General features: G+C 61.9%; 15 protein-coding genes. 7 read left to right on the top strand and 8 right to left on the bottom strand.

The annotated features are described in order from the left end of the window. The first annotated feature begins 5 nt into the window (after positions 1–5). Positions 6–260: a hypothetical protein gene (locus BSZ35_RS08995; RefSeq protein WP_105012118.1), complete on the top strand. Its 255-nt coding sequence runs from the start codon at positions 6–8 to the stop codon at positions 258–260. 2 nt (positions 261–262) lie between these two features. Here BSZ35_RS08995 and msrA read toward each other — a convergent pair whose 3' ends face one another. The 3 genes from msrA to BSZ35_RS08980 form a co-directional block, all read right to left on the bottom strand. Beyond that, positions 263–913, bottom strand: coding sequence for a peptide-methionine (S)-S-oxide reductase MsrA (gene msrA / locus BSZ35_RS08990; protein ID WP_105012117.1), 651 nt, complete (start codon positions 911–913; stop codon positions 263–265). Next, positions 913–1,191 carry a hypothetical protein gene (locus BSZ35_RS08985; protein WP_105012116.1) on the bottom strand — a complete coding sequence of 93 codons (279 nt, stop codon included), beginning with the start codon at positions 1,189–1,191 and terminating at the stop codon, positions 913–915. The genes msrA and BSZ35_RS08985 overlap by 1 nt, the downstream gene beginning before the upstream one ends. 131 nt (positions 1,192–1,322) lie before the next feature. Continuing rightward, positions 1,323–4,460: a PAS domain S-box protein gene (locus BSZ35_RS08980; RefSeq protein WP_105012115.1), complete on the bottom strand. Its 3,138-nt coding sequence runs from the start codon at positions 4,458–4,460 to the stop codon at positions 1,323–1,325. Positions 4,461–5,142: 682 nt separating this feature from the next. Between BSZ35_RS08980 and BSZ35_RS08975 the strand changes: the two genes are divergently transcribed. Further along, on the top strand, positions 5,143–5,934 hold the full coding sequence (locus BSZ35_RS08975) for a hypothetical protein (protein ID WP_105012114.1): 792 nt from the start codon (positions 5,143–5,145) through the stop codon (positions 5,932–5,934). A gap of 18 nt (positions 5,935–5,952) precedes the next feature. On the opposite strand, the gene BSZ35_RS08970 is transcribed toward BSZ35_RS08975, so the two are convergent. Together BSZ35_RS08970 and BSZ35_RS08965 are read right to left on the bottom strand one after the other, a co-directional pair. Then, positions 5,953–6,309: a hypothetical protein gene (locus BSZ35_RS08970; RefSeq protein ID WP_105012113.1), complete on the bottom strand. Its 357-nt coding sequence runs from the start codon at positions 6,307–6,309 to the stop codon at positions 5,953–5,955. Positions 6,310–6,339: 30 nt separating this feature from the next. Next, positions 6,340–7,269, bottom strand: a complete 930-nt coding sequence (locus tag BSZ35_RS08965; RefSeq protein ID WP_105012112.1) for an SDR family NAD(P)-dependent oxidoreductase — start codon at positions 7,267–7,269, stop codon at positions 6,340–6,342. 144 nt (positions 7,270–7,413) lie between these two features. Between BSZ35_RS08965 and BSZ35_RS08960 the strand changes: the two genes are divergently transcribed. From BSZ35_RS08960 to BSZ35_RS08945, 4 genes are all read left to right on the top strand, one after another. Further along, on the top strand, positions 7,414–7,776 hold the full coding sequence (locus BSZ35_RS08960) for a hypothetical protein (protein WP_105012111.1): 363 nt from the start codon (positions 7,414–7,416) through the stop codon (positions 7,774–7,776). 121 nt (positions 7,777–7,897) lie between these two features. Next, entirely contained in the window at positions 7,898–8,350 is a 453-nt protein-coding gene (locus BSZ35_RS08955) for an RDD family protein (RefSeq protein ID WP_181149255.1), read from the top strand. Between the two features lie 147 nt (positions 8,351–8,497). Beyond that, positions 8,498–9,406 carry a phosphorothioated DNA-binding restriction endonuclease gene (locus BSZ35_RS08950; protein ID WP_181149254.1) on the top strand — a complete coding sequence of 303 codons (909 nt, stop codon included), beginning with the start codon at positions 8,498–8,500 and terminating at the stop codon, positions 9,404–9,406. A gap of 146 nt (positions 9,407–9,552) precedes the next feature. Beyond that, entirely contained in the window at positions 9,553–10,521 is a 969-nt protein-coding gene (locus BSZ35_RS08945; protein ID WP_105012108.1) for an HNH endonuclease, read from the top strand. A gap of 493 nt (positions 10,522–11,014) precedes the next feature. Here the strand turns inward: BSZ35_RS08945 and BSZ35_RS08940 are convergent, their stop codons facing one another. From BSZ35_RS08940 to BSZ35_RS08930, 3 genes are all read right to left on the bottom strand, one after another. Further along, the gene (locus BSZ35_RS08940) at positions 11,015–11,341 is read right to left on the bottom strand and encodes a hypothetical protein (protein WP_105012107.1); all 327 of its coding nucleotides are present in this window, start codon (positions 11,339–11,341) and stop codon (positions 11,015–11,017) included. 49 nt (positions 11,342–11,390) lie between these two features. Further along, the gene (locus BSZ35_RS08935) at positions 11,391–11,861 is read right to left on the bottom strand and encodes a hypothetical protein (RefSeq protein WP_105013796.1); all 471 of its coding nucleotides are present in this window, start codon (positions 11,859–11,861) and stop codon (positions 11,391–11,393) included. Positions 11,862–12,369: 508 nt separating this feature from the next. Next, positions 12,370–13,329 carry a nitrilase family protein gene (locus BSZ35_RS08930; protein ID WP_272483059.1) on the bottom strand — a complete coding sequence of 320 codons (960 nt, stop codon included), beginning with the start codon at positions 13,327–13,329 and terminating at the stop codon, positions 12,370–12,372. A gap of 369 nt (positions 13,330–13,698) precedes the next feature. On the opposite strand from BSZ35_RS08930, the gene BSZ35_RS08920 reads away from it, so the two are divergent. Next, the gene (locus tag BSZ35_RS08920; RefSeq protein WP_105012104.1) at positions 13,699–16,548 is read left to right on the top strand and encodes a prolyl oligopeptidase family serine peptidase; all 2,850 of its coding nucleotides are present in this window, start codon (positions 13,699–13,701) and stop codon (positions 16,546–16,548) included. Positions 16,549–16,638 lie beyond the last annotated feature (90 nt).

Raw genomic sequence — 16,638 nt, 5'->3', positions numbered from 1 at the left:
CAGTCATGGATGTAAAGATCACGTTTCGCACTCCGGCTCGGAATCATGAGCCAGACAGTGCTTCGATCCACGAGCGCACGTTGGAGGCGGTGCCCCGCTCGGAGGCTGAGAAGATGGCGGAGGATTTTGTTCAGTACCGAAATGCGACGAACGGAACCAAGGAGAGCGAGCTTTACCGCTACCACAAAAACGGGCAGGAAATCCTCGTGGCGTTGGATTTTAAAGAGGTGATTGCTCTCACCGCGTCAGGAGATGCGTAGCATCAGGCGTGTCGACGTTCCACCAGCGTGCGAAGGTGATCGGTGGTCTCTGGAGGCAGGCCCAGCCGAGGGCCGTCGTCCGCAAGATGCCGCGGGGCCCGCTGTCCCCCAACGTAGCCGTTGAGGAGGGCGGCAGCCGGGGCGTTCACGCATGCTTCGTCACTCGGATAGAAGGCGCGCAGGGCCTCGAAGAGATCGGGATGGCGGCGGAGCTTGTGTTTCTGGTGATAGGCTTCGGCCCGAGAAAAAGACGCCTCTGCAATAATCTCAGTAGTGAGGGGGGCGTCTATCCGCTCGGCAACCGCGGTGCGTGAGGAATGAGCCTGCTGGGCCTGCTCCTCGGTGCACGGGAACAGGGCCGTCTGGTACTGACGCTTGAAAGGGGCGCGCGTCGGGTCGTGGGCGGCCCAGAAGGCGTCGAGGAGATCGACGTAGGAAAGCGTTGTGGGGTCGTATTCGACGCGCACCGTCTCGATGTGATCGCCAATCTCCTCGTAGGTCGGGGCGGGGGTGGTCCCCCCGGCATACCCGACGCACGTACGCACGACGCCGGTCATCGCCCCAAAAAGAGCATCCGGGCCCCAGAAACAGCCGAGGCCGAAGGCCGCCTCGGCCGTGTCGGACGGGGCAGTCTGATCGATTGGGGGACGCATTATTCGTCGTCGTCGAAGGAGAGGGTAGCAGTACGGCCCTGGTATTCAATTTCGATGCCGTCTTCCACCTTCTGCACGGTGGCCACGGTACGCTCGACGTCGAAGTTTTGCCGCTTGATGTGAGCGGTCACGGTTTCCTCGGCCACGGCCACGTGCTGGGGCTCGTCGCCAATCTCGCGGGCCTGGTCGGCCACGTCGAAGAGAAGAGGGGCGATTTGGGCCACGTAGGTTGCGGCCATGAATTCCGGACTCGGCTCGTCCATTTCAAGGTCGTCCATCAGAGTGTGGGGGGTTGTGGAAACAGAGTGAGAAGTATGAGGCGCCGGTTCTGGACCGTGCGCTGAACACAGCGAATGAAAGGGACGAAGGGGGCGTTCCGAGCGGATGGTTGTTTGCGGCCTGGTGCGGATCACGAGGAGGAGGCAGACGGAGAGGGAAGATGCACCTTGAAGCACGTTCCGACGCCTTTCTCAGTGTCTACCTCGATCGAGCCGTTCATGTGTTCGATTAGGCGCTTCGTTACGGCAAGGCCCAGTCCACTCCCGCTGTGGCCATGCTCAGAGCCGGTGGCGGCTTGCTTGAACGGCTCGAAGAGTTCAGGCAGGCGCTCCGGATCGATTCCCACGCCGGTGTCCTCCACAGCAATCGCGACGGTGTCGTCCGCGCAGCGAACCCGGGCCGTGACCGATCCGCCGCGATCGGTAAATTTGACGGCATTGCTGAGCAGGTTGTGAAGCACGCGTCGCAGGGCACTTCGATCGGCGCGGGCCCAACACGGAGCGTCTGGCGTATCGGCATGGAGGGAGAGGCCGGCCTCCTCGGCGCGAGGCATGATTAGGGAAAGGGCGTCCTCGGCCTCCGTCGTTACGTCGATTCGCTCTGCGTCCATCTCCATGGAGCCCGCCTCTAGCTGAGAGAGGTCGAGCACCGAGTCGAGCGTTTCGAGGAGCCGGTTGCCGCTCTTGGCAATGAGGTCCGCGAAGTGCCCGATCGGCTCCCCGTTATTTGCTTCATCAGGTTGCACATCCATCTCGTCGCCGATGGCCTCCGCAAAGCCGATGATGGAGGTCAGGGGCGTTCGAATCTCATGGCTCATGTTGGCTAGAAAGGCGCTTTTGACCTGGTTGGCCGTTTCGGCCTCCTCCTTGGCCGCCATCAACTCCCGCTCGTGTTCGAGGCGATCGAAAACAACAGCCGCGTTTCCGGCAAGAATTTCGACGAGGCGGAGATCGAATGCGTCGATGCCTCCTTCCTCGGGACTTGCGAGATCCACGACGCCGTGGTCGCCGATGGGGGCACAGGCCGCCCCCCGAAGCGTGCCGTAGTCCAGGTCGTTGTCGAAGGACTGCAGGTCGGGCACCCGTCGGGTGGTGCCGGAACGATAGACCTGCGCTCCCAGGCTGTCGCCGTCCAGGGAGCGAGGGGGGCGCTCCGGCATGTACGTGGCCGACTGGGGGGAGAGGCGGACCGGGACGAGTTGGTCGTTTTCTTCGAGCCGCACCGCCGCAAAGGGATAGCCGAACGTGTCATTGATCAGGGCCTCGATTCGGGCGGCCACTTCTGTGCGGAGGTCGGCGCGCAGGAGCTTGCCGGTGGCAGCATAGAGGGCCTCCACCTTATCCCGTCGTTCTTCGAGGGCCTTCTCGCGCTGCTTCCGTTCGGTAATGTCGACGTACATGGCATACCCCTCGCGGAGAGAGGCATTGGACTCCCGCATGGCTACGTGCAGCTGGAAGTCGCGCACGCCGTTCCTCGTGTCCCGCTGCACCTCTGTCTGGAGCGTGCCCTGCTCCAGCGCGGCCCGTGTGACGCGGGTCATTTCCGCCTCGTGGCCCTCAGGTGCAATCAGGGACGGCAGCGGCGTCCCTTCGATCGCATTCGCATCGTAGCCGAAGACCTCCTCGAACGCCTCGTTGACGTCGCGGACCACCGTTTTGTCGTTCTCCATGTGCCCATGGACAACCGGCGACGGAAGGTTTTCGAAGAGAGTCGCAAACCGGTCGCGTTCGTTCTGCAGTTCCCGTTCGTGTTGTTTTCGCTCCGTGACGTCGTGGATGATGGAGAAGAGCAATTTGCGGTCCTCTACCTCAATGGGGGAGGAGTGGACCTCGACGGTGCGCACCGTGCCGTCATGGAGACGATGGGAGAAGAGGAACCGATTGTGGGCCTGGCTCATGGCCTGCTCGCGTTTCTCGGCCACGGCGTCCGCGTCCAGCTGATTGATGTCCTGGATCGATTGGTTCGTCAGCGCCTCGCGCGAGTAGCCGTAGAAGGAAGCAGCAGCGGCGTTGGCGCGCACGATCTCGCCCGATTTCGGATCAATGAGCAGCATGGGGGCACTGTGCTCCTCGAACATTTCCCGAAACAGCCGCTCGCTGGCCCGCAGAGCGCGCTCGGCTTCTTTGCGCTCCGTGATGTCGGTTACGACGCCGTCGTAGTACTGCACGGCTCCAGTATCGTCCCGCACCACGGTGCTGCTCACAAGCCCGGTGAAGGTCGAGCCGTCTTTGCGTTGAAACTGGATCTCCACTCCCTCCACCCCGCCCGTCGTGTGCTCGAGGCGAAGCAGCTCCTCGCGTTGGTCGGGGTGGGCGTACAGGTCCGCCGAGTCGAGCAGGAGTAGCTCATCGGGATCGTCGTATCCGAAGAGTTGGGCGAAGGCCTGGTTGGCATACACCAGTCCCTCGTCGGGGGTGCTACGGTAAATGCCCTCCGACACGTTCTGGGTGATGACCCGAATCCACCGCCGACGCTCGCGGAGCCGATTGGCCATGACGCGCCGCTCAGTAATGTCGTGGGCGATGCCGAGGAGGTAGGCTGCAGGGCGCTCGTCCGGTACGGGCGAGAGGGTTGTCCGGACAATCCGATCCACGTCCTCCGAGGGCGTCGCCACTGGGTCCTCGTACGTAAGGGGCGTGTGATCGCGGACGCACGCTTGGGCATGGGAGGAGAGGGTGGATCCGTTGTTCGGGCCAAAGACGTCTTCAAGAGACAGCGGAGTCGAGGAGCGCGGACAGCCGGTAAGGGTTCGAAACGCCGCGTTGGTCTCGACGACCCGAAACTGGGGGGCGGACGTCCCCGGTTGTACCCTGAGCAGGAAGGCAGCATCCTGCACGTTGCGGAACAGGGCCCGGAAGCTCGTCTCGGGGTCGGGGGAGGACTGGGGCTGAGCGTCGTGGCCAATGAGGGCGACCGTGCCGTCGGAAGGGGCAGAGTGAAGCGGGACCCCAGTGATTCGGGCCGAGATCATCTCTCCTTGTTTGGTGTGGAGATGGAGCCGCTCTTCTTTCGGGGCGTGCCCCGAGCGGACCCGTGACAGGAGATCGATGAGGTCGGGTCGGTCGTCCGGGGCAAAGAGGGACGGGAGGGAGGCAGAGTCCACCTCTGAAGAAGAGTATCCGGTCAGCGTTAAGAGGGCGTCGCTCCAGCAGGCGACCGCGTCGTCTGGACGAACCACGATCGAGAAGTCCCCACTGGCGGAAAGCAGTGAATACACGTCGTCCGAGCCACAATCGCTCGGTAGTACGTCGGAGCCGTTCAACGACATGAGGGGGCTACGTACAGTCTGTACGACGAAACGATGATGCTGGGGACGACCCGGAAGGCGTGGGCAAGGCTCCGGTGGAGGACCTACGTGGAGGGGGAGAAGGGAGGCTCAACCTAACCGGGGGCGTTTCGTTCGGACAAATACCATTCCCGCTACAGCCAAAATTGGGGGAGGACATGAGGGGGCTCGTCCTGACTCCATGGGAAGGGGCATCTGTGTTGGGTGAGAGGGGCGAAAGCCTGATATCGTTACATATTAGTAATCCTTAGATTAAACGATCCCGGGGTGTAAGTTTGTTACATTCTATGCAAACAAGTGTCTGGTACTGCGGCACTGTGACCTGATGGGCAGTTCTTTCATCAAGCGACCTTTTTCCGTCCGTTAGCGGCGGATCTTGATTGCACACTGAGAGGCTGCTTCCGTCAAAATCTCGTGACTAAATATTGGAGGAAGTGCCTGCTTCTTGCAACTCAGGCAGGCCTTTTACTCCCGGCGTTTCCCACTCCTGAACGCGCCGCTCGTGTCGATAACCCCGTTATCCGCTCTTCGCCATCCAGAGGGGGAATAGTCGATAGGGCAGTGGTTGGTTGGGCACAGGACGTGCAGCGTCCAGCCCCGGCAGGATGAAGACGTCCGGCACGAGCAGCACGACTGCTCGTTATCCCAACTTCTTGCGTTGAATATGGCCGGTCCGTTGTCCAACCTCAGCGACGAAGCGAAGCAGTACGCCGAGCGTGAGCAGTGGGGGCGGTATCGGAACGTGCGGTACGACACGGCCGAGTACATACGACAGGAGGGACAGTGGAAACGGGCCGGCTTTCTGTACGTGGAGATTCTCATTTTCGATCTCCAGGGAGTGATGAGTGCTCCGGAGGGGGAGGGGTTCCACGAGGCATACCAGACCCCGACTCCGTCGGTGGTTCGGGAGGTCGCACGGTTCGTTTTACGAGCCGATATGGAATGGGAGGAGTTCCGGACGGTCTATGACCGGATCGCCGATCAGGCATGGCAGGACGCGTTCCCACGCTCGAAGTCAGAGGTATGGAACGATCTCCGCACCCTCGTGGCCAAGCAGCACGATGCCCTGCAGCTTGAAAAGAAAGTAGAGGTGTTGGGCCGAGACCGGCTGCTGTCGGAGGCGGAATGCCAGCGGTACGTCGAGTGCAAGGATCCATACGACGTATTGCGCCGCGTGGAGCAAATTCTGGAAAATGAGGATCCGGAGCAGATTCCTGAGGAGAAGATCAATCGCGCCCGTGCCTACCTCACGGCTGTGGAGCCCGACGAATTGGGGCGTCGGTGGAAGGCAAAGGCCTATCGTCGGGCGGGAGAGGTGATGCTCTCCAGTGATGGTCGGGAGGGAAACGAGAAGGCGCTGGAGTACTTCGAGAGGGCCTTGGAGGCCGCAGACCGCGACGAGGTAGTGGCCGTGAAGCGGCAGGTGAAGCGTCTTCGTCAAGAGCTGGGGCGGTAGCTCGGCGTGCGGGAAGGGTCACGCGAACGATTCGCGCGGGTTCTCGTCGATGCGTTCCGCAAGGCCCGTTGCGCCCTCGTGAGGACCGGTCAGGGCCGTGACGCGAAGCCGCTCATTTTCGAGGTCGATCTCCCACTGTTCGGTATTCTCGTCCGGCTCACCCTCATCCTTCAACACGAGAATGTTGTCCCGAATGTCTAGAATGGGATGACGCGCAACCGACAGAGTGGAGGGGGAGGTCTCCGTCAGGACGTCCCACGAAGTGAGGGAGGCGTCGTAGTAGGTGGGGGGCTTCGGCCGCGTACCGTTGTACCGGAGGACTCGCCAGTAGCCTGCCCAGCGGGGAGGGGACTCCTGTGGTGAAGAAGGAGGCATGGAGGAAGCAATCAGGGGGGCGAGGGGAAGCTATGACTGTGCTGAGGAGCGGGGCCGGGCGTCGGCGAGGGGTTCTGCCATGTCGAGCATCTCGGCACTGCGCGTCCAGAGGCGGGCTGCTGCATCGGCATCGCGGGCTGCGCTCGACGGCTCGACAGGGGCCCGTCCGGTAAAGTAGCGCCCAGAGGTCTCCGCGGCGTCCGGCGAGAGGGCCGCGTGGAGCAGTTCGGCGGCCCCGTCGGCCACGGAGGCTGTGCCCGGCACCACGCCCAGCATGCGGAAGAGGCCAGAGAGAGGCCCCGGAAGAAATCGTCCGAATTGACTGCCAGGGACGAAGCCCGGATGGACGCTGTGCGACTGGACGGCGCGTCCGGTCGCATCCAGCCGCCGTGCCAGCTCCGACGCAAACAGAATGTTGGCGAGCTTGGAGTGGCTATATGCCTCCATGCCCGAGAACGGCTCCGATCCCCGCACCCGTTCGAGATTGAGGACGGCGCCCCGATGCGCATCCGAGGCCGTCGTGACGATACGAGCTCCGTCCCTCAGGTGGTCGAGCAACTGGGCCGTTAGCAGGTAGGGAGCCAGGTGGTTGACCTGAAAGGTTCGCTCGATCCCGGTGGGAGTTCGGTCCCCAGCCTGGAATAGGGCACCGGCGTTATTGAAGAGCAGATCGAGCCCGTCGCACCAGTCTTGAGCGGTTTCGGCCAGGGAGAGCACGGAGTCGGGATCGGCGAAGTCCGCCTGGACGAACGTCGCCCGGACGCTCAGGTCGGTCAACTCTTCCACGAGGCTCTCGCCGGCACTGGACTCGCGCCCGTGCACGAGAACGTCGGCTCCAAGGCGCCCCAGGGCAAGGGCGACCGCCCGCCCGATGCCATTGGTGGAGCCGGTGACGAGGGCAGTTTGGTCGGAAAGGTCGGTCTCTTCAAGATTCGCGCGGGCTTCAGGGGATTGAGACATGGCGAGGACAGGAGGGTAATGGGTCGGGCGGGAGTGGGAGGGGGGATGAACCCCAGCCGCCCTGTGGCATACGTCCGTCGAGACGATGTACGAAGCATCGCGTTGGATTCCTCCCACGAGTCAGGTGAACACACCCCCCACGTCATGAGGTCCTATCTTGCGGTCGCAAGTGAGCATTTCTCGGAACAAATCTGCGGATCGGATGGCACGCCCATTGATCTCGTCGACACTGTCCTGCCACGCTCGGTGGACACGCCTTCCGCCGCGCGCTTGATGAGGGCTGTTGCGGACGCGAAGCGGGAGATGCGGATCCGGCTCGGGTCCACGCCGGCAGGTCGGGACGCCCCGCTTCGTCTGGCTGTCATCACGACCACGGAGGCTGGCACTGGCATGGAGGCCACGACCGCCCCTCTGCCCTTGCAGGAGGTCGACCTGGAGACGGAATCTGATCGGAGGCGAGTCCTGCAGGCGCTTCGGGATTTGGAACGAGACATTCTGGCGTCGTGACGATGGCTGAGAACCATTCAGGGGAATGGACGGTCGGGGGCATTCTGAACTTGCCCTTTCCCGTTCGTCCCGTTTTCTTCGCAGTACAGCTTTTTGTCATATACCTATTTTCAGCTCCGATATGTCTCCCTCCTCTCCGTCCTCCGCTGGTACGGCTCCAGAAAAACTGACCCGCTTTCTCGCCCTTCTCATTGACAGTATTGTTGCGGGGGTACTCTCCAGCATTCCCATGATTGGGGGACTGCTAGGCGCCGGATACTTCGTGGTGCGCGACGGCCTGGAGCTGGAGTTTATGCACGAGCGCTCCCTCGGCAAGCACCTGATGGATCTGCACGTGCACCGGCTCGACGGGCGGCCGATGGACATCGAAACGTCGGTGCGCCGCAACTGGATGTGGGGCCTCGGCCCGGTCGCGAGTGCCGTGGCTGCCTTTCCCCTCTTCGGCGGATTCTTTAGCGCTGCTGTGGGCTTCCTGGGGCTGGCCGTGGGGCTGTACGAGGCCTATCGCGTGCTCACGCGCGACGACGGCCGACGCTGGGGCGACGAGCTGGCCGACACGCAGGTGACGGGGTAAGGTCTGGGCATGAGAGTGTGGACGTGGGGGGCGTACGGCAGAGGAGAAAATCGACTGCACGCTCGACAGGCGCCCGACCTGTCCACCGGTAGGTCTGGCAGCCATTCCAACAGATTTGGCTACAAGCAGCGAGACTCCATATATCTGATGCAGGCATCGTCTTCGCGGCGTGAACGCTTACAAAGCCAGTTCGAAGAGCTCACCGTCTGGAAACAGGGCGAGCAACGTGCTTCAAACAAGCCGCTCCTCATTCTCTATGCATTGGGTCGCCTCGCCCAGGGAGACCGTTGGTTGACGTATTCGAACATCGAAGAGGACCTGCGGAATCTACTGGTTGAGTTTGGACCGCCCCGAAAGCGCCATCATCCAGAGTACCCATTCTGGCACCTGCGGACTGATGGTGTATGGGTTATTCCAGAGTCCGACCGTCTGGACGCACCGGAAAATACTTCGGATCCGCCGAGAATTACCGAACTCCGGGAGAAGAACATTAGAGGTGGGTTTCCTGAAGACATTTACGAATCTCTTCGGGAAGACCCGGGACTTCGACGAAGCATTGCTCGTCTGCTTCTGTCCTCACATTTTCCGTCGTCGCTTCATGAGGACATTGCTGTTGCAGCGGGGCTCGATCTTGAAAGTGCATCCACGTACCGCGACCCTGACTTCCGCCTCCAGGTGCTTCAGGCCTACCAGTATCAGTGTGCAATTTGTGGCTTCGATCTTCGAATCGGAGCGACTGGTACGCCTATCGGACTCGAAGCGGCTCACATCAAGTGGAAGCAAGCACAAGGACCGGACGATGTATCGAACGGCTTAGCGCTTTGTGCTCTTCACCACAAGATGCTTGACAAGGGCGCTCTGCACGTCACGGAGGACCTCTACCTTCTCGTCTCGGAAGCCGTTCATGGATCAGATCCCCACCTCTCTCGCCTACGTGACCACCATGGTAAGCGCATTCATACGCCCCAACGCACGACGTACTATCCAGACGGTGAGGTCGTAACGTGGCACGTGGAGGAAGTCTTTCGAGGCCCAGCGGGAGCGTATCAAATGTAGAGCAGGAGGCCGTGTCTGACTCACAAAAGTCCTCCGGTGCAGCTACATCGCTCATCCGTTTGTTTGTCGAATCTGTTGGTGAGCGTCGAAGGCAAACGTCACGTCACTGGATATCCCGTTGATCTCGCTCCTCCGTTCCCACATCCATGTCCGTATTGTCCGAATATATCGATCACTTCTCCCGTCTGCGACAGGACCACAACCAGGAGCGCTATCCGACGACCACCCTGCAGGCCTCTCCACACAAGCCGCTTCTCCTTCTTGCGGTGGTCGATCGATTTGCGGAGGGAAGCATCGAGGAGAATCGGATTCCATTGGATCCAGCACTCGGGGATCCGTTCTCGGAATACTGGCGGGCGGTGATGCCGATCGATCATCCCCCGAACATCGCTCTTCCCTTTTACCACCTGACGAGCGAAGGCTTCTGGCATCTCATCCCGTCACCGGGGCACGAAAATGTCGTGGAGTCCGGTCGGCGATTGCGGTCGACGCGCCTGCTGCACGAGCACACCGACGGCGCACGACTTGACGATTCCCTGTTTGAGCTGATGCAGAATGAAGAAGACCGGGAGCCTCTGCGCCGGACCTTGATCGAGACGTACTTTGCCGAGGATGTACACGAGGTCCTGTACGAGAAAGGACACGTTCACGAGAAAGCGTATCGGTACAGTCGCAGGCTCCTGGACCTTGTCCAGTCGGAGGAAACAGCGGAGGTTGACGAGCCGGAAGCACACGTGCGCGACAAAGGGTTTCGTCGCGTGGTCGTAGAAGCGTACGACCATCGCTGTGCCGTTAGCGGCATCCGAATTTTAACGGCCGACGCCCACACCGCCGTGGATGCTGCGCACATCGTTCCCTGGAGCGAAAGCCACAACGACGATCCACGGAACGGAATTGCCCTCAACAAGCTCTGCCACTGGGCCTTCGAGAACGGCCTCATCACGATTTCTCCCGAGTACACCATCCGCACCTCTTCGGAACTGACGGCCTCCTACAATACGACGGGCATGCTGGACACGCTCGATGGTCGCTCCCCACATCTTCCTGAGGAAGACGCTCTCTGGCCGGATCCCGAGTATTTGGAGCAGCACCGCGAGAACATATTCCGGAAGTGAGACCCGAACGGAAGTGCGAATCATCGTCATCTAGCAGTTTCCGCATCGCCGCGGACGGTCGGGAGGCGGAGGAGAAAGAAGGCCCTACGCACCTGCTTTAATGTACGCCCGTCTCCACATCCGATGCCGATGGGATCGTAGACAGAAAGCACATCGGCGTCTGCATCCCCGGCGGGGAGGAACGGGTCCGCGAGACTCAAAGCGTATGAAATGAAAACAGCTTCTACAAAGGAGGGGCAGCCGGAGGAGGCCCAGTGGCACAGAGCTCTTCTCGTTGCAAAATTGTCACGCTGAGTTTATTCAAACCCCGGGGGTGATTTTGTTATACTGTAGGCAGACGTGATTGAAGGAAAAACAGCTCGCCCGTCACAGAGGGGAGCTTTTTTTATTGCAGCAGCCCACCGGTCCGCCGAGGCCTGTGGGCATTTTGTATTTTGTCCCATTTGCGTGCGGAGCCGACGAGATCGAGGGCAGTGATCCACGACGGTCTCCCTTACAGAAGCACCTGGGCTGCGGTGTCGACGGTGCGGTCGATGATTGCGTCCCGAAACTGGTCTGCCCTCGCGGCGGCGAGTCCCGCCTGCTTCAGGGCGGCCATCTCGGCAAGGTCTTTTTTGCCGCGCACCAGAGATTCGAATTCTTGCTGTGAGAGCTCGCCCTCGTCCATCAGGCGGGTCCACCGCTGTAGGTCCTCTTTCGTTGCGTCCAGGAAGGCTTTCCCATCGGTCACGGCCTGCTCCCGGTACTCGTCGAAGTGAGACTCGGCCAGATTGACGATCTCATTCTTGAGGGCATCGAGAAGGTCATCGAAATTGGGCATGGGGCTGGAGGGGAAACGTCAAAGACAATCCGAAAGGATCTGTCGAGAGTTAGTTGGCGGTTGGCACCTCGTCGGGCGCACGCTTTCCGCTTTCTAGTTCGATGATCGTGTCGAAAGCCTGGGCGATCTGCTTCTTCTTTTCTGTCACGAAGGCCTCCGAGAACGACGATTGCTTCTTCCAGTCGCGCAGGAAGCCTCCGAGCAGGTCGCGCTCCGGGTCAATGAGGATCTGCCATTGCTGAGCCGAAATCTGATTGTTGGGCCGTCCCTCCGCGAACTCGCGTGCCTTTCGGAGCTCTGTACGGAGCGACTGGACGGCCGATGCGTGAGTGGCGTAGGGCTCTGTTGCGTTCTCCATCAGCGCAAGGGACTCGACCTTGAGGGACGTGGCGCGCTCGTAAGCGCGGGCGCTAAATTCCGAAATAGTCGGGCCGCACGCGGGAAGGGCGAGGCCAACGAGCAGGAGGAGGGTCAGAAAGAGCCGCCGGGAGAGGAGCGGAAAAGGATCACGATCAGCCATGATGAGGGCGAGGCGTGTTGGCAGCGAGGGACGTTGCGAAACAATCTTCATGTTCCAGACACGTGTAAAACGTTAATCTAACGTGTCGTGGACGCACGGCGATCGTGTCTCTCTAGGGGACTTCGTCGACTCCTCTGGAAGGCAATTCAAGACCCATCTTGCCACATTGGACCTCGGCTCCGGGTCAACGACATCCTGCGGAGTTGGGAGGAAGGGGACGAATGAGAGAAGAACGCTTTCCCTGTGCGCCTCTCCTCGTATTTGCGTTCGGTTTGGTGCTGATGCCGGACGATGGGACAGATGGACGGAAGGCCTCTCACTCTGCAGACCGTCAGGCACTTCCCCCATGCCCACGATCAAGGCTGAGGGGGCGAGAACGAAGTCATTGAGCAGATTGAGGTAGACTACGATGCCTCGCTCGGCTGTGCGGCGGTTGCTTCTGCCCGGTGAGCATACTCGGCAGGAAGGCATGAGCAGAATCCGGGCCTGTAGCGCCCCGTGCAGGGGATTACTCCTCCTGAAAGCGGGCTGCTCGTGGATCGAGCTCCTCTCCGGTACGAGTGGCGATCGGGGCATAGAGCTCCGGCCGGCGACCCCGCAGCCAGCGCTGTCCGGTGCACATGTCGAGAAGTCCCGCGTCTAGGTCTGCGACTACCATTTTGTCTTCGGCCTTCCACGTCTCCTCGACGATGCGGCCGTAGGGATCGAGGAGCATGGCGTTGCCGGTGCGCACCTCGTTGTCGTCGAGGCCCACGCCGTTGCTGAAGACGAGAAACATCCCGTTGTCGTGAGCGCGGGCAGGGAGCCAGCGCATGAGCCATTCTCGTCCCTTGGGGCCTCGAAATTCTGCTTCGATGGCCTCTGGGTTTTCGTGACGGTTGTGCCAGAGCTTCGGATCGATGAGGCCCATGGCGTCAGGACTCCGCGAGTCGCAGCCGCCGGTCTGGTGGGGGGCGAGGAGGAGCTCCGCCCCCTTCAGGGCCGTGATGCGCGCGTTCTCGACGAGATTGTTGTCCCAGCACGTGAGCACGCCCAGCCGTCCGAGCCCTGGTGCGTCGAAGACGGTGTAGGTGTCGCCGCTCGACATGTGTTCGTTGAGGAAGCAGTGCAGCTTCCGGTGCACGGCGATCTCGCCGTTCGGCTGCGCCACGACGAACGCGTTATAGAGCGCGTCCTCGTCTTTTTCGATAAAGCCGGCAGCTACGACCATGTCGTGCGTGTCCGCGAGCGTCAGCAGCATCTGCGTGGACGGCCCGTCGGGGATGGGCTCGGCCAGCGAGTCGAGCGTCGTCCGGTCGGCGGTGCGGAGGTGCCAGTATCCGGTGATGCACATCTCTGGAAACGACAGGAGATCGACGTTCTGGGCGGCGGCCTGTTCGGTAAAGGCACGCACGGTCGCTCGGTTGGCGTCCTTGTCGCCTGGGGCATGGTTGAACTGAACGGCGGCGGCGCGAAGGTCTTGCATGATGCGTCATCCATTCGGTAGTGACGAGGAGTCGGCGAGGAAGAGGCCTCCGCATCGAATTGTGCTTGCTGGAGGCGAGGCAAACGGTACGTTGTTCAGGGACGGTTTGGTTGAGGAGGAGAAGGAAGGAGTCGCCTCAATAGTCCCTGGAGGGGACAGAGCGGATCCATTCCTGAGGGGCTGGCCGAGCAGCTTCTCGTTACCCACCGGCATAGGCGCATTCGCTGAGCAGTCCGCACTCCATGGTACGGGTGAGGTGGGGCAAAAGCACAGGGACGGTCGATGAGACGCGTTCCTCTTGCTGGAATTTCCATCGCGAGAACGTTAAAATTTGCCCAACGAATTACTGCCTCCTTTTGACGTCCTCTCGTTATGATTTCCTCTTCCGTCCGCTCTTTCAAACGATGGCCGATCGCCGCCGGCCTCTGTGTGGGGCTGCTGCTGTCGGTCGGCTTGCTTCGGTCGAATGTTGCAGTGGGACAGGCAGCCCCGGCAGGGGCCACGCTCGATGAGACCGATTACGGGAAATGGGAACGCCTCGGCGGGGCCACCCTCTCTCCAGAGGGGGACTGGATGGCGACGCCCATTCGGCGCGTCAACGACAAGAATGTGCTTCGCATCCACCATACCGAGCAGGACTCCACCATTGCGGTCGACTTTGGGCGCGATCCGTCCTTTTCGGCCGACGGCCGTTGGCTTGCCTACAGCATCGGCATGTCGGAGGAGAAGCGGGAGAAGCTGCGCAAGCAGGAGAAACCTGTTCGTCGAACGCTGGGCCTCTTGAACCTGCAGACCGGCGACACGACGCTCGTCCCGTCGGTCGCTGACTTTGCCTTTAGTGACGATGGGCGCTGGCTGGCCATGATGCGCTACCCGCCCCAGGAGGCGCCGGACGGCATGGAGGGGGCGGACCTCCTCCTTCGCGACCTCCAGAGCGGCACCTACACCAGCTTCGGCAACGTGTCCGACTTTGCGTGGCAGGACGAGGGGCCACGGCTGGCGATGACGATCGACGGGGCCGAGCAGGCTGGCAATGGCATTCGCCTCTACAATGCCGCTTCCGGACGTCTCCGCACCCTCGCCTCCGAGCCGGGCGACTACACCGGGCTTTCGTGGCAGCCGTCGGGCACTGGGCTCGCGGCGATGCGGGCGCGCTCGTCCGACGACTGGGAGCACAAGACGCACGTCGTCCTCGCGTGGCGGAACCTCGCGGGTGGGCCCGTCGAGACGCACCGCTTCGATCCCGCCGAGGTCGACGTCTTTCCCGACTCCCTCCGCATTGTGGAGTACCGCACGCCCGAGTGGGCCACGGACGGCGATCGCCTCTTCTTTGGGGTGCAGAAGCGGGAGGCTGCCGAGGAGAACGACGACGAGAACGGTCCCGCTGCCGACTCTGCGGCCGCAGACTCCAGCCTCGAAGAGTACGACCCGGCGGACGTGCAGGTCTGGCACACCAGCGACGTGGAGATTATTCCGTGGCAGGAGGTGCGGGCCGAGCACGACCGCCAGGATAATTTCCTCACCGCTTGGCACCTGGACGCGGGCGAGGCGTCTGTGTGGACCCGCCTTGGCACTGAGCGCACCGAAGATGTGGAGGTCCTCCACGGCGGTGATCGGGCGGTGGGGCTCGACGAGACGCCCTATCGCCAGGAGCGTATGTTTGGGCCGGTCTACCACGATCTCTACGTGATCGACGTGACGACCGGCGAGCGTAAGCGTGTGGCGCAGAAGGTGCAGTACTGGGAGGGACCCAGTCCCAACGGGCGCTACCTCCTCTGGCTGAAGGACGACCAGTACCACACCTACGACGTCCAGCAGGGCGAGACTGCCACGGTCACCGCCGACGTGCCCGTCCCCGTCGTCGATACAGCCGACGACCACACGGTGGAGCAGAAGCCGCCGTTTGGGGTGGCGGGCTGGACGGAGGGCGACCGGTCGGTTGTCGTCTATAGTGAGTACGACGCCTGGCGCCTCGCGCCGGACGGGGCTGAGTCCGAGCGCCTCACCAAGGGGCGCGCCGATTCAGTGGAGCATCGCTACGTGGACCTGACGGAGGAGGATCCCGGCGAGCCTGATGTGATTCCGCGGAACGAGCCGCTGTACTGGTCGCTCTACGACGAGTGGACCGAGGAGCACGGCTACGCCCGATCAACGCAGCTGACGGCGACGCCAGAGCGGGCGGTGTGGAAACCGAAGATGGTGACGGGCCTTACGCGGGCCGACTCCGCCGACGTCTACGCCTACCGCGTGGAGGACTTCGAGGACTCGCCGGACTATTTCCGGGCCGGACCCGCGTTGGCCGATGCGGAGCCGGTCACCGACACCAATCCCTTTCAGGAGGAGTACGCCTGGGGCCGCTCCGAGCTTGTCACCTACGAGACGGCCGATGGCAAGACGCTCCAGGGCGCACTCTTCTATCCGGCGAATTACGACCCGGAGAAGAGCTACCCGATGATTACCTACATCTACGAAATCCGCTCGCCCTCGGCCCGCAACTACGTGGTGCCTACCCGCGAGCATCCGTACAATACGACGGTGTTCACGCAGGAAGGCTACTTCGTCTTCCAGCCCGACATCCGCTATCGCCCTCGCGATCCGGGCCGCTCGGCGGTCGATGCCATCGTCCCTGCCGTGCAGAAGGTGGTCGATACGACGCCCGTCGACGGCGACCGCGTAGGACTGACGGGCCACTCCTGGGGCGGCTACCAGACGACCTTCACCGCCACGCAGACGGACCTGTTTGCGGCGGCAGTGGCCGGGGCTCCGCTCACGAACATGGTGTCGATGTACAACTCGATCTACTGGCGGAGCGGCGGCACCGACGCCCGCATCTTCGAGATCAGTCAGGGCCGCATGGAGGTGCCCCCCTGGGAAGACATGGACGCCTACGTGGCCAACTCGCCTCTCCACCACATCGAATCGTTGAATACGCCCTTCCTGATGGCATTCGGCACCGATGATGGCGCCGTCGAATTCAATCAGGGCGTCGAGTTTTACAACGCCGCCCGCCGGGCTGGCAAGCAGTTGGCCTTCCTCGTCTACGATGACGAGAATCACGGTATCAGCAAGCAGGACAAAAACTCGGTCGATTACCGCAACCGGGTGCTGGAGTGGTTTGACCACTATCTGAAGGAGGAGACCGGTCCGTCTTGGATTGAAGACGGCATTCCCTACCTCAAGCAGATCGAACAGAAGAAGGAGGAGAAAAAGGCGTCCCGGTGAGAAGGACGGACGCCGTCCGCAAAGCACGACTGAAATACAAGACGCTCGCCCCGAATCGTCCAGGGCGAGCGTCTTGCGTTTCGAATTCCT

This window comes from Salinibacter sp. 10B, assembly GCF_002954405.1.
Taxonomy (GTDB): domain Bacteria; phylum Bacteroidota; class Rhodothermia; order Rhodothermales; family Salinibacteraceae; genus Salinibacter.
The sequence above is the reverse complement of the archived record's forward strand: the minus strand, read 5'-3'. Positions and strand labels throughout refer to the sequence as shown.

Bases quoted from the DNA above. Each gene is read 5' to 3' on its own strand.
- BSZ35_RS08985 (WP_105012116.1), bottom strand. From the start codon at position 1,191: ATGGACGACCTTGAAATGGACGAGCCGAGTCCGGAATTCATGGCCGCA.
- BSZ35_RS08995 (WP_105012118.1), top strand. From the start codon at position 6: ATGGATGTAAAGATCACGTTTCGCACTCCGGCTCGGAATCATGAGCCA.
- BSZ35_RS08970 (WP_105012113.1), bottom strand. From the start codon at position 6,309: ATGCCTCCTTCTTCACCACAGGAGTCCCCTCCCCGCTGGGCAGGCTAC.
- BSZ35_RS08940 (WP_105012107.1), bottom strand. From the start codon at position 11,341: ATGCCCAATTTCGATGACCTTCTCGATGCCCTCAAGAATGAGATCGTC.
- BSZ35_RS08920 (WP_105012104.1), top strand. From the start codon at position 13,699: ATGATTTCCTCTTCCGTCCGCTCTTTCAAACGATGGCCGATCGCCGCC.
- BSZ35_RS08935 (WP_105013796.1), bottom strand. From the start codon at position 11,861: ATGGCTGATCGTGATCCTTTTCCGCTCCTCTCCCGGCGGCTCTTTCTG.
- BSZ35_RS08980 (WP_105012115.1), bottom strand. From the start codon at position 4,460: ATGTCGTTGAACGGCTCCGACGTACTACCGAGCGATTGTGGCTCGGAC.
- msrA (WP_105012117.1), bottom strand. From the start codon at position 913: ATGCGTCCCCCAATCGATCAGACTGCCCCGTCCGACACGGCCGAGGCG.
- BSZ35_RS08945 (WP_105012108.1), top strand. From the start codon at position 9,553: ATGTCCGTATTGTCCGAATATATCGATCACTTCTCCCGTCTGCGACAG.
- BSZ35_RS08965 (WP_105012112.1), bottom strand. From the start codon at position 7,269: ATGTCTCAATCCCCTGAAGCCCGCGCGAATCTTGAAGAGACCGACCTT.
- BSZ35_RS08955 (WP_181149255.1), top strand. From the start codon at position 7,898: ATGTCTCCCTCCTCTCCGTCCTCCGCTGGTACGGCTCCAGAAAAACTG.
- BSZ35_RS08960 (WP_105012111.1), top strand. From the start codon at position 7,414: ATGAGGTCCTATCTTGCGGTCGCAAGTGAGCATTTCTCGGAACAAATC.
- BSZ35_RS08950 (WP_181149254.1), top strand. From the start codon at position 8,498: ATGCAGGCATCGTCTTCGCGGCGTGAACGCTTACAAAGCCAGTTCGAA.
- BSZ35_RS08975 (WP_105012114.1), top strand. From the start codon at position 5,143: ATGGCCGGTCCGTTGTCCAACCTCAGCGACGAAGCGAAGCAGTACGCC.